The following is an 11,936-nucleotide window of genomic DNA, read 5'->3' on the forward strand; positions in this document are numbered from 1 at the left end:
GGAGGATAACGTGGAATTTCAAGGCACTGACATTGCGGCTGCAAACAGCGCGCTGGCCCGCGTCATCAATGGCAGCGGCGGCGCGGCAGAGCTGATTGCCGCCGCCCGCCCGCTGCTGCCCTTCACCGCCGCGTTCTGCGTGGTGAACCGCCCCGGCCAGCGCCCGCATTACCTGGCGGACACCTACCCGCAAGGCGCCGCCAAGGACGCGGTGCAGCTCTATGTGCGCAGCACCTATCTCCTGAACCCGGTCTGCAACGCGCTGCTCGACGGGCTGCAGCCGGGCCTCTACCGGATGGCGGACCTGGCGCCCGACAACTGGAACCCGGCGCCCGGGACGCCCGGCATCCTGGTCGAAAACGGCGAGGAGATCGGCTACCGCACCCCCGGCTGGCCTGCGGGCCTGGTAGAGCTCACACTGCTGGCGGAACTGCCCGAAGGCGCCATGGGCGAGATCAGCTTTGCCCGCCCCGCGTCCCAAGGCGGCTTCCCGGACAGCCTGCTGGACCGCCTGCGCCCCTTCCTGCCGCTGTTTGGGGCAGCTTTCACCCGGCTCTGGTCCCGTGAGTCGGTCACCCCGAACTCCGAGGCCCCGGACCGCACGCTGAAGGACTTCGCCCGCGCCACCCTCTCCCCGCGCGAGGCAGAGGTGGTGCAGATGATCCTCAAGGGCCACTCCAGCCTGTCGATCAGCCTGACCTTGGGCATCGCCCTGCCCACCGTCAAAACCCACCGCAAGAACGCCTATGCCAAACTGGGCATCAGCACCCAGCAGCAGCTGTTCAACGCCTTCCTGGAATGGCAGAAGGCCCCCGGCTGACCCCTCCGCCCTGCCAAACCGGGCTCAGCGCCGGACGGTCACAACCGCCGTCATATGCGGATGATAGGCGCAAAGGTACTCAAACCGCCCTTCCCGCTCAAACACCACCCCGGCCTGCGCGCCCTTGACGATCTCTCCGGTGTCCCAGCCACCGTCCCGGCCCGTCGCCGTATGCGGGGCCGAGTCCCTGTTTTCCCAGACCACCCGGTCCCCCGGCCGGATCACCAGCTCCGCCGGCTCAAACTTGAACCGCCGGATGGCCACGGAATGCTCCGCGCCCGCAGCCCGCCCCTGCCCGGCCGGCAGCATAGCTGCGGCCGTCAGGGACAGGCCAAACCCCCGCCGGTTCAGCCGCATTGCAGCGCCGCCACCATGTTCTCCGCATGTTTTTCATGCGCCTGGAACGTCACCAGCCCCTCGCCCAGCAGGTCCTTGAGCTGCGGCACGGTCGCCCAGGGGATAAAGCTCTCTTCCAGCGTCTTGTTGACCAGCTGGTGATAGGCCAGCTCGTTGGCGGCATAGGCGCAGTCGAAATCCTTGCCCGACAGCCCGGCCAGCTCTGCCCGCTTCTCCGCGGCACCCGAGACCAGGGCCCGCGACAGGTCGTTGTCCTGGGGCGTCACGTTCAGCTCCGCCACCAGCCCGCCCGCGGCCTCGTTCACGGCCCTATGGTCGCGCAGCATGACGGTGGCAAACTCCCGCACCTCCGGGCTTTCGGACACCGCCAGCGCCAGATGCGCGTAGCGGATATCAATCGCCCCGGCAGTATAGGCCGTATGCGCAATCTCCAGATCATTCATCTTGTCGCTGGCGCCAGCAGCCGTTGCAGCCGCGCAGGCCAGTCCACAGGCCGCCGCCAAAGCGGTCATTTTCAGGTGTTCCACAGCTCTCTCCCTTTCACTCAATCAGGTGCAAAGCCTCGTCAGCCGATTCTTTACACCCTTTGTTAATTACTTAAATTACAAAGTTGCGTCAAACCGGCGGCCGCATTAGATGTTGGCCACTCACAGGAAAGTGTCCCGGATGCTTGGAACCAGCCAGTCTGCCATTCTGAAAACCCTGCTCTACCAGCCCGAAGGCGCCAATATCGACGCCCTGTCGCAAAGCCTGGAGATCTCCCGCAACGCCACCTACCAGCATGTCAAATCGCTGGAGCGCGACGGGCTGATCACCAGCCACCGGGTGGAAAAGACCAAGGGAAGGCCCGGCCAGACTTACCGGCTGACCCGCAAGGGCCAGGCCACCTTCAAACAATCCTATTCGCTGATCGCCACGCTGCTGGTGGGTGCCGTCAAGGACCGGCTGGGCACGGAGGAAACCAAGGCCCTGCTGCAGGATCTGGGCCGCTCCCTTGCCGCGGGCCTGCAGGCGGATCTGGCGGGCCTGTCCGGCGAAGACAAGATACGCGAAATCAGCGCCGCCCTGGCCAGCCTCGGCTATGAAGCCTCGCTGGAGGACGCCGAACCCGGCAGCCTCCCCGTTATTGCCGCCCATAATTGCGTCTTTCACGATGTGGCAGAGGAACACCCGGAAGTCTGCGAACTGGACCTCACCCTGCTGCGCGGGCTCTCCGGCTGCCAGGTTGAGCATCGCGAATGCATCGTCAGGGGCGGCCAGCGCTGCCGGTTTGCCTTCCGCAAGGACTGAACAGGCCATGGCCCAGCGGGCCGGCCAGCGCAGCGGCTGGACTTTAGACCAAAGGGAGCCTCTGAATCAGGCTCTAACTTGAGGTTTCTGCCCCAGCCCAGGTCATGATCCGCCTGATTTCATCCATCAGGCAGGCCTGGAACTCCCGGTCGATCATCGACGCCCGGCTGCCCAGCGGCTCAAACACCGCAAACCGGTAGGCCGGCAGGTCCGGCACGATACGCGCCCGCCCGCCGTGGCGCTGCTGCCAGTAATGCGCGGTAAAGGCATCAATCACCGGCAGCCCGCCGCAATGCTGCGCCAGCGTCAGCGCCGCCAAAGAGGTCTCCGCCGTCATCGGAGCTCCCGCATTAGACCCTATGTTGCGCAGCGCCAGCTCATCCGCCACCTGCCCCAGCAGACCGATCAGCGGCACGCCCCGCAGTTCCCGCAGCGGCAAAGGCCCGGCGTCAGCGGCCAGCCCATGCCCCTCCGGCACAAACACCATATGCGGCACCGCGCCCTCAAACAGCAAATGCATCCCCGTCGGCATATGCAGCACATTGGCAAAGCCGGTTTTCAGCGTCCCCGAGCGGGCAAAATCCAGCACCCATTTCGAGGATTTCACCTGCCACGACACCTTGATCTGCTTCTCCCGCACCCCCAGCCGCTCCAGCGCCCGGGGCACGATCTCCAGCGAGGCGGCAGTGATGGTGGCAATCGACAGCGTGCCGCGCTCCTTGCGGGCAATCTGCGCCGCTGCCTCCTCAAGGTTGGACAGCACCAGATAGTTGCGCTCCACCTCCTCCAGAAACGCCTCCGCCTCCGGCGTCGGATGCACGCCCTTGCTCTTGCGCTGAAACAGCGGCACCCCGAACTGCCGCTCCAGATCGCCCAGGATCCGGCTGACGCTCGGCTGCGACAGGTTCAGCCGCCGCCCGGCGGCAGAGACAGAGCCGGTGGACATCACCGCGCGGAACACTTCGAGCTGCTTCTGACTGAACATGATATTCACTTTACGAATATCATGGCAAAAACATAGTATTTTTCCAAATCCCTCTGGCCCGCTACCGTCCCTGCGCCGCAACCGCAGAGGACCCAGATGCCCCCAAACGTCATCCTGATCATGACCGACCAGCAGCGCGCCGACAGCCTTGGCTGCACCGGCAACCCGGTTGTGCAGACCCCGCAGCTCGACGCCCTCGCCGCCCGCGGCGCCCTGTTCCGCAATCATTTCACCCCGCATCAGATCTGCTCGCCCAGCCGTTCCACCCTGTTCTCCGGCCTGTTCGCCCGCCACCACGGCCTCACCCGCAACGGCGTCGCCCTGCCCCAGGACCTGCCGCTGATCACCCACAACCTCAAGGCCGCCGGCTACCGCACCCACGGCGCGGGCAAGTTCCACTTCCAGCCCATCCTCGCAGGCGCCGAACACGCAATGCCCGACAGCAACGCCTTCTGGGACCTGCCGCAAAGCGCGGGCTGGACCGGCCCCTTCTACGGCTTTGACACAGTGGACATCCTGATCGGCAAATCCGTCAGCGCCACCGAAGGCGGCCACTACGCCAACTGGCTGCGCCAAACCGCGCCCGAGGCCGCCGCGCTCTACCTCCCCGAAAACGCGCTGGAACAGCCGCCCGGCGACATGGACGAGGTCTGGAAATCCGCCATCCCGGCAGAGCTCCACTACAACACTTGGATCACCAATCAGGCCTGCCATTTTCTGCAGGACCAAAACGGCGACGCGCCCTTCTTCCTCTTCGTCTCCTACCCCGACCCGCACCACCCGTTCGCGCCGCCCGCGCCCTGGTGCGACATGTACGATCCCGCCGAGGTCCCTGCCCCGGCTTTGGTCCCCGACGAACTCTCCGCCATGCCCTCCTACATCCTGGAGGGTGACCGCGAGGAAGCCGCCAGCAGCTATGTCGACTTCCTGCGCAACCCCGGCCCCCCGCGCGAGCAGGGCTTCATGCAGACCACCAAACGCTTCTCCGACGCCTCTCTGCGCCAGGCCATCGCCCATACCTACGGCATGGTCTCGATGATCGACGATTGCATCACCCGCATCCTCGCCCAGCTCGACGCCCGGGGGCTGACGGACAACACCCTGATCATTTTCACCTCCGACCATGGCGAACTGCTGGGCGACCACGGGCTGATCCGCAAGGGCCCCTCCCCCTACCGCCCGCTGCTGCATGTGCCGCTGATCATCGCAGGCCCCGGCGTCACTCCCGGCGAGCGCCAGGGCATCACCAGCCACCTCGACCTGCGCGCCACCCTGCAGGACCACCTCGCCCTGCCCGCCCAGCACACCGACGGCACATCCTTCCAGCCCATGCTGCCCGCGCCCGAAACACCGGGCCGCGAGACCTTCTATGCCGAGTATCACCCGCGCACCCGCATGGACACCTACAACCAGACCCTGCTCAGCGCGGACTGGCGTTTCACCCTCTACCCGCAGAACCCGGAGTGGGGTGAGATGTTCCACCTCGCCTCTGACCCCGGCGAACATGTAAATCTTTACTTTCATCCGAACTATACCCAACAAAAACAACAGTTTACCGAGCAAATCACCCGCGAATTCCCGCCCGCCCCCCAGGCCGGCGGCCCATCGCTTGCGACCTACTGATGCGCGCAGGCCAAGATCACTCCAGGGAGACCGACATGACCCATCCCAACATCCACCCCGCGGCCAAAATGCACGCCGCCGAAGTGCAGAGCGGCAAGCTCAGCCGCCGCGAATTCCTGTCCCGCGCCACCGCCCTTGGCGTCAGTGCCACCGCGGCTTACGGGCTGATCGGCGCCGCCGCCCCGGCCCGCGCCGAAGCCACGCCCCAGCAGGGCGGCACCCTGCGCATCCAGATGGACGTCAAAGGCCTGAAAGAGCCCCGCGTCTACGACTGGTCGCAGATCGGCAATATCACCCGCGGCACTTTTGAGTACCTGGTCGAGTACAACAACGACGGCTCCTTCCGCGGCATGCTGCTGGAAAGCTGGGAGGTGAACGACAGCGCCACCGAATACACCCTGCACGTCCGCCCCGGCGTCACCTGGCACAACGGCGATCCCTTTACCGCCGCCGATGTCGCCCGCAATATCGAAGGCTGGTGCGACAAATCCGTCGAGGGCAACTCCATGGCCGCCCGCATGGCCACGCTGGTCGACAAGGACAGCGGCAAGGCCCTTCCCGGCGCCATCACTGTGGTCGACGGCCTCACGGTGAAACTCACCCTGCCCCGCCCCGACATCTCACTGATCCCGGCGATGGCCGACTATCCGGCGCAGATCATCCACGCCAATTTCGACACCGCCGACCTCTTGAACAACATCGGCACCGGCCCTTATGTGATTGCCGAACATCAGGTCGGGGTGAACTGCATCCTGGAACGCAAGGCCGATTTCACCTGGTGGGGCACCGAGGTCTACGGCGGCCCCTACCTCGACCGCATTGAATATCTCGACTTCGGCACCGACCCCTCCTCCTGGCTGGCGGCACTGGAATCCGAGGAAGTCGACATGCTGCATGAATCCGTCGGCGAATACATCTCCATCCTCGACGATCTCGGCCTGGAGAAATCCGAGGTGGTGACCGCCTCCACCCTGGTGATCCGCCCCAACCAGCAGGCCGAGGTGAACGGCGTCAAACCCTATGCAGACGTCCGCGTCCGCAAGGCCCTGGCATTGGCCGTCGACAACAAGGTCTGCCTGGAACTGGGCTACAACAACCTCGGGGCGCCTGCCGAAAACCACCACGTCTCCCCGGTGCATCCGGCCTACGCCGAACTGCCGCCGCTGGAGGTGAACCCCGAGAAGGCCAAGGCGCTGATGGACGAGGCCGGCATGGGAGATTTCGAGCATGAGCTGATCTCGATCGACGACGACTGGCGCCGCAACACTTGCGACGCGGTGGCCGCCCAGCTGCGCGATGCAGGCATCAAGGTGAAGCGCACGGTGCTGCCTGGCTCGACCTTCTGGAACGACTGGACCAAATACCCGTTCTCGGCCACCAACTGGAACCACCGGGCGCTGGCGGTGCAGATCCTGAACGTCGCCTACCGCTCCGGCGAAGCATGGAACGAATTCGGCTGGGACAACCCGGAATTCGACGCCTTGCTGGACGAGGCCCTGTCGATTGCAGACGCAGACAAGCGCCGGGATGTCATGGCCAAAATCCAAAAGCTGATCCAGGACGAGGGCGTTGCCATTCAGCCTTATTGGCGTGCGCTCTACCGCCACCACCGCCCGGGACTGGCCGGGTGCGGCCAGCATCTCTCCTTTGACCACCATCACTACAAGATGGGCTGGGTCTGAGCCTCTTTCTTTGGGCTGGTCATACCAGGCTGGCCCAAGGACCCCGGATCGTGCTCCGAACCCCGGGAATGCCGGGGCGGGGGCCTTGGGCCAGAGCTTTTCCCACGTTCTGACTGGCCTTCAGATACACCGGCATCTCAGCTTTCCTAGGTCTGCCCCGCGCCTGTTGCGTTGCCACCGTGCGCACCGCTTGCCACTTGTTAAGCCCGGCGTGCTACTGTGTGCTGATGCAAAATCCTCAGCCCGCAGGCCCTGTTCACAGCCGCACCCAGCCAAAGTTCACAGCTGTGAACTCCTCACGCCGCTGCCCGGCGGGAGAGGGCAACCACCATCGGCCCGCTGGAGAACACCCCGGCCAAGGCCTTGGTGCTGAGGCTGCGCAGATAGGCGCTGGGAGATCGGATATCGCCAAACCGCTCCAGCATCGCCGCCACCACAACCGAGGCTTCGGCCGCCCCCATGGCGCGCTTAGCCTCCTCCCAGACCGTGGCGGAAATCCCCATCATCGGCCGCACCGTGTCGGCGGCCCTGACCAGATCATGCCATTGGGTGATCGCTTCTCCGGTATAGGTCCTGATTTCCCCGCAGGCCTCGAGGATCACTCGCAACGGAAGTTTTGGAGCGGATACTGCAGAAGGTTTGGAAGAGGGTTCTTCCGAAGCGGGCAGGGCATTCGTTGCAAAAAGGGTTTCCGCTTGGCGATCCGTTTCCGGCACTTGCGTCTGTTCAAATTCATAAAGTCTTTTTTTGAACTCTGATAGTGCTGCTCAATTTGGCCGTCACAGGTGCTCATTTTCCTGGTTTTCAGAAGGCCGGAAACCTCTGCCAGCTTGACTTTAAGAGCCGCCTGGACCGCCTCAATCTCTGCAACGCCAAGCTTCCGCCGCAACTGCCGGGCGGTCAAAAGAGCAAAGTCATGAAATTGATCCCACACCCCCAGCTCCGGCATTTCCGCCGCACCGAACAGGGCAAGATTCGCCAGATCCCGCCGCATCAGGCTGACGGTTTCCCGCAGCTCCCTGAGCCGCTCCTGCATGTCCCGCTCTGCCTCGGCCGCATCGCAAAACTCCGCAAACCGCAGCGCAAGAGGGGAGAGATCAAAGCCAAACGCCACCCGATCACCCTGGTACCGGCGCACGTAGCGTTTACCGTTGGGGCTGTCGCGCCGGGCCAGAATGCCGGCCTGCACCAGCTTGGCCACATGACGCCGCATGGTGGAGCAGGGCATGCCGTTCAGCCGCTCGCAGATGGTCTGGTTGGAGGGGTGGATCACCAGATCCTTCTGCGACGGCTCCAGCATTTTGCCGGGCAGGAAGCTCAGCAGCGCTTGCAGCACGCTCATGTCCCGGTCATTCAGGCCATAGCGTTTGCGGGCCGTGGCCAGTTCGCGCAGCACGTCCCATTTGTTCACTGTTGCGGGCGCAATGCCCCGTTCGGTGGCGGCCTGCTGGTGCAGCAGGACAGAATCCACCGTTCGCCCGAAAGGCGTAATCGGCATGTATCCCATGTCATCATCACGAAAGACAAAAAAAGAGCGGCCCGCGAATCGCTTTGGACTTGCGGTTAAGGGCTCCGGCCACTAACTTGAGAGTGCTAGAAACAAGTAGGTCTCGTGGAGCTCCGGCTTTGCGGGGCCTTCTTTTTAGTCTGCTCTGTGCCTCCTTAAGTTATTGTTTTCATTTAACCTTCCACCCGTTCTTGCCAGCGGGCGTGAAGCTCTTCGATCAGGGTCTGGGCTTCGGCCTCGAACCAGTCGGCAAACTCGCCGCCGGGAAGCTCCAGGTTCAAACCCTTGGCTGAACGGCGCAAAGTGGCGCCGCGTTTGCCGCCGATGGTCAGTTTCTGCGCCCCTTGCAGTGCCTTTTTGGCCGGTTTGGCGGGTTGTGAAGACGGGGCGGGGACGGCGGCCTTGAACACCGCTTCAAAGGCCAGCAGCGAGGGATCCGCGGGGGCGGCATCGGCGCCTTCGGTCACCGCTTCCAGGGCGAAATTGCTGTATTCGGTATTGGCAATCTCCACCAGCCTGCCGCGGTCGATGCCGGTTTCCTCGATGGCCCTGGCAAGCGTGTCCCAGCGCGGGCGGCCGATGCCCTGGGCGGGGCCGATGGCGCGAGCTAGCCCGGGGCCGATGGCCTCGGCAATGGCGATGGCCATGGAGACCGAGGATTTGGTGACGGTCAGCACCTCGGCCACCTGCGACTGGTTGCCAAAGCCGTTCTCGACCAGCTCCTGGGCAAACAGGGCCTTCTCGATGAAGGTGAGGTCGCGCCGGGCCATGTTCTCGGAGATCTGGGCGCGCACCGCGGCGTCATCGTCGAGATTGGCAACCAGGGCGCGGACCTTGGCGACCTTGCCGGAGGAGCGGATCGCCTCCAGCCGTCGGCGGCCGTAGACCAGCAGGTAGCGGTCGGGCTCGACAGGGTGGCGGCGCACCAGGATCGGCACGGTCTGGCCGTTGGTTTCGATCGCGTCGCGCAGGTCGATGATGTCTTCGGGGTCGAGCCGGTCGGTGAGCCGGTCATCCTGGATCTGATGCGGCTCAAGCTCCCAGACCCGGTGCGAATCCACCGCGTCACGGGCCGAGCGCAGGGCGCGGTTGCTGGCCATCATCGACGAGGCCGGGGCCGCGGAGGCCATCGGCGCGCCGGCCGCGGCCAGGCTGTCGAGCATCGAGAGACGGGATTTCTTGCTGGTCATGTGCGCCCCCAGGTTTCCTGAATGAGCTGGCTGATTTCGTCGTTGACCGCGTTCAGGCTTTCAACCGCGCGGTCATAGGTCGAGCGGGTGAAGGCACTGCGCTCGACCTCGTAGAGTGTCTGTTTTGTGAGGCCGGCGTCGGAGATTGCAGTGGATTTCAGCATCGGCGCGTTCAGCACCTTGTCGCCGTACATGGTGCGCAGGAAGGCGACGATCCGGTTCTGCGGCGCATCCGAGGGTTCGTAGCGGGTCAGCAGGTAGCGCATCCAGTCGTGGCTCATATCGGCGCCGGATTCCGCGATCACGTCCATCAGGTCGGCGGTCATGCGCAGGAATTGCGACATCGACATCACGTCGAGCATCTCAGGATGGATGGTGACCAGCACGCCGGTGGCGGCGGAAAGTGCGGACATGGTGAGGAAGCCAAGCTGCGGCGGACAGTCGATGACCACCACGTCATAGTCGGAATCCACCTGTGTTAGAGCCTCTTTCACCCGGAAAAAGAACAGCCCGGCGCTGCCCTGGGCAAGGGCGCGGGGGGTGTCGTGCTCGAACTCCATCAGTTCGAGGTTGCCGGGGATCAGGTCGAGGTTCGGGATATAGGTCTTGCGGATCACCGACTGGATCGGCGCCGGGTCCTCGTAACGGATGGCGTCATAGAGCGTGCCGCCGTCCTGCAGGTCAAACTCCGGCTGCACCCCGTGCAGCGCGGTCAGCGAGGCCTGCGGATCGAGGTCGATGGCCAGCACCCGGTAACCCTTCAGCGCAAGGCGCTGTGCGAGGTGGGCGGAGGAGGTGGTCTTGCCCGAGCCGCCCTTGAAATTCATCACCCCGATGACCTGCATTTTGTCACCGTCACGGCGGCCGGGCAGGTAGTCGCCGGGCTTGCGGGCGGTCTTTTCCAGCAGTTCGCGCAGTTCCTGGATGTCGTCGGCGGTGTACTGGCGGCGGTTGCCGGGGGTCAGCTCGGGCGAGGGGCCCTTGCCGTCCAGATGCAGCTTGCGCAGGTAGGAATCATTCACGCCGAGCAGGGCCGCGGCCTCGCCGGAGGTGAATTTCCGCATGGTTTTCGAAGCGTTGGGCGGAAACAGGCTCTCGCGCTGCGCGTGCAGCTGCGCAGCAATCCATTCGGAATGCTGGCGGATTACCGCGTTGAGGTCCTCGGGAGTGTGTGTAGTATCCATCTGCTCGCTGCCCGTATGTAACTCCGTGGGTCTGCGCAGTTCGTATTGCTGCAGCGTGTTCACGGAAATTGGCGTTTACCGCCTCTTTTTCGTGACTATTGGCGAAACAGGCGGATTCGTGCAAGTGTTTTCTACAGTTGGCCGGTCAGCGGCCGCCGGCGGCGGATCTGAGCGCGCCACCGTGGCCTGAGGGCAATATGCCCTTGTTAGGGTCTGATTTCATCCGGAATTTTGCGAAACAGGGCCAGGTGTCAGCCGCGGGCGCGCAGTTGCTTGCGGAAGTCGCGCGGCGGTACCGCGTAGATGCCGGAGAAGGCGCGGGAGAAATGGGCGAGGTCTGAAAACCCGGTTTCCATCGCGATCTGCGTGAGCGACAGGCTGGTGTTGACCAGCTGCCAGCGGGCCTGCTCCATCTGCAGGGCGCGGCGGAAGCGGGCGGGGCTGTGGCCGGTTTCCGTCTGGAACACGCGGGAAAGCTGCGAGGGGCTGACGCCGAGGCTATCCGCGATCTCGCCGGTGGTGAGGGGCTGGCTGAGGTCCTCGCGCATCAGCTGGATTGCCATGCGGATGCGGCGGTCGGCGTGGCTGTCGAATTTGCTGAGCGGGGTGATGGCCATGTCGGTGGCCTGGCGGTGGCGGTCGACGCTCATCTCGACCAGACCCTTGAGCGCGCGCTGGCGGCCCAGTTTCGGGGTGAGCAGGGAGATTGCCAGGTCGATGGAGGCGGTGCCGCCGGGGCAGGTGATGACGCGGCCGTCGCGGACGTGGATGTCGCGGCTGGTGATCTGCACGTCCGGGTAGCGGGACAGGAAATCGCGGCGGTGGCGGTGGTGGACCACGGCCTTGCGGCCCTTGAGCAGCCCGGCCTGGCCGAGGATGAAACTGCCGGTGCACAGGCCGATGACGGTGCCGCCGCGGGCGTGGAAGGCGCGGATGTAGTCGAGGGTCTGCTGCGGCACGTCGTCGATGGTGGGCATCAGCGCGCCGATGGCGATCAGGTAGTCTGGGTCCTGCATGTCCGCAAATGCCGTGTCCGGGGTCACGTCGATGCCGGCACTGGCGCGGACGGGTGTGCGGTCGGGGCCGCAGATCTGCCAGCTGCAATAAATCTGCCGGTTGCGGTTATTGTCGTCGGCGGCGTGGCGCAGGGTGTCGACAAAGGCGCTGAGCGCCAGCACCGAAAAGGTCGGCGTCATGGTGAGCGCAAAGGTCACCTCGGGCTTGCGGGGGATGGTCATACGCAGTTTTTACAAGTAAATGAATATATCATTCAAGTTTTACCCGCCGGAATCTGGAAT

12 protein-coding genes are annotated in these 11,936 nt (G+C 64.4%); 4 read left to right on the forward strand and 8 right to left on the reverse strand.

All coding sequences use genetic code 11. The features are described 5' to 3' along the window. The first annotated feature begins 10 nt into the window (after positions 1-10). Positions 11-820, forward strand: a complete 810-nt coding sequence (locus tag ACXAEH_RS22135; protein WP_475036186.1) for a helix-turn-helix transcriptional regulator — start codon at positions 11-13, stop codon at positions 818-820. A gap of 24 nt (positions 821-844) precedes the next feature. Here ACXAEH_RS22135 and ACXAEH_RS22140 read toward each other — a convergent pair whose 3' ends face one another. Both ACXAEH_RS22140 and ACXAEH_RS22145 read right to left on the reverse strand, forming a co-directional pair. Continuing rightward, entirely contained in the window at positions 845-1,177 is a 333-nt protein-coding gene (locus ACXAEH_RS22140; protein WP_475036187.1) for a cupredoxin domain-containing protein, read from the reverse strand. Beyond that, positions 1,168-1,704: a DUF4142 domain-containing protein gene (locus ACXAEH_RS22145; protein ID WP_475036189.1), complete on the reverse strand. Its 537-nt coding sequence runs from the start codon at positions 1,702-1,704 to the stop codon at positions 1,168-1,170. The genes ACXAEH_RS22140 and ACXAEH_RS22145 overlap by 10 nt, the downstream gene beginning before the upstream one ends. 139 nt (positions 1,705-1,843) lie before the next feature. Between ACXAEH_RS22145 and ACXAEH_RS22150 the strand changes: the two genes are divergently transcribed. Continuing rightward, positions 1,844-2,467, forward strand: coding sequence for a helix-turn-helix transcriptional regulator (locus ACXAEH_RS22150; RefSeq protein WP_475036191.1), 624 nt, complete (start codon positions 1,844-1,846; stop codon positions 2,465-2,467). Between the two features lie 73 nt (positions 2,468-2,540). Here the strand turns inward: ACXAEH_RS22150 and ACXAEH_RS22155 are convergent, their stop codons facing one another. Further along, the gene (locus ACXAEH_RS22155) at positions 2,541-3,452 is read right to left on the reverse strand and encodes a LysR family transcriptional regulator (protein WP_475036193.1); all 912 of its coding nucleotides are present in this window, start codon (positions 3,450-3,452) and stop codon (positions 2,541-2,543) included. A gap of 96 nt (positions 3,453-3,548) precedes the next feature. Between ACXAEH_RS22155 and ACXAEH_RS22160 the strand changes: the two genes are divergently transcribed. Then, positions 3,549-5,075, forward strand: coding sequence for a sulfatase family protein (locus ACXAEH_RS22160; RefSeq protein WP_475036194.1), 1,527 nt, complete (start codon positions 3,549-3,551; stop codon positions 5,073-5,075). A 35-nt stretch (positions 5,076-5,110) separates the two neighbouring features. Beyond that, complete coding sequence (locus tag ACXAEH_RS22165) at positions 5,111-6,757, forward strand: ABC transporter substrate-binding protein (protein ID WP_475036195.1); 1,647 nt, start codon at positions 5,111-5,113, stop codon at positions 6,755-6,757. Positions 6,758-7,053: 296 nt separating this feature from the next. Here the strand turns inward: ACXAEH_RS22165 and repC (ACXAEH_RS22170) are convergent, their stop codons facing one another. From repC (ACXAEH_RS22170) to ACXAEH_RS22190, 5 genes are all read right to left on the reverse strand, one after another. Beyond that, positions 7,054-7,359 carry a replication initiation protein RepC gene (gene repC / locus ACXAEH_RS22170; RefSeq protein ID WP_475036197.1) on the reverse strand — a complete coding sequence of 102 codons (306 nt, stop codon included), beginning with the start codon at positions 7,357-7,359 and terminating at the stop codon, positions 7,054-7,056. Next, positions 7,356-8,264, reverse strand: a complete 909-nt coding sequence (gene repC, locus ACXAEH_RS22175) for a plasmid replication protein RepC (protein ID WP_475036199.1) — start codon at positions 8,262-8,264, stop codon at positions 7,356-7,358. The genes repC (ACXAEH_RS22170) and repC (ACXAEH_RS22175) overlap by 4 nt, the downstream gene beginning before the upstream one ends. 173 nt (positions 8,265-8,437) lie before the next feature. Further along, positions 8,438-9,454 carry a plasmid partitioning protein RepB gene (repB, locus tag ACXAEH_RS22180; RefSeq protein WP_475036200.1) on the reverse strand — a complete coding sequence of 339 codons (1,017 nt, stop codon included), beginning with the start codon at positions 9,452-9,454 and terminating at the stop codon, positions 8,438-8,440. After that, positions 9,451-10,638, reverse strand: coding sequence for a plasmid partitioning protein RepA (repA, locus tag ACXAEH_RS22185; protein WP_475036201.1), 1,188 nt, complete (start codon positions 10,636-10,638; stop codon positions 9,451-9,453). The genes repB and repA overlap by 4 nt, the downstream gene beginning before the upstream one ends. A gap of 251 nt (positions 10,639-10,889) precedes the next feature. After that, positions 10,890-11,876 (reverse strand): GlxA family transcriptional regulator, encoded by a 987-nt coding sequence (locus tag ACXAEH_RS22190; protein WP_475036203.1) that lies wholly within the window; start codon positions 11,874-11,876, stop codon positions 10,890-10,892. Between the last annotated feature and the right edge of the window lie 60 nt (positions 11,877-11,936).

The organism is Leisingera sp. ABM4_060 (assembly GCF_056158765.1).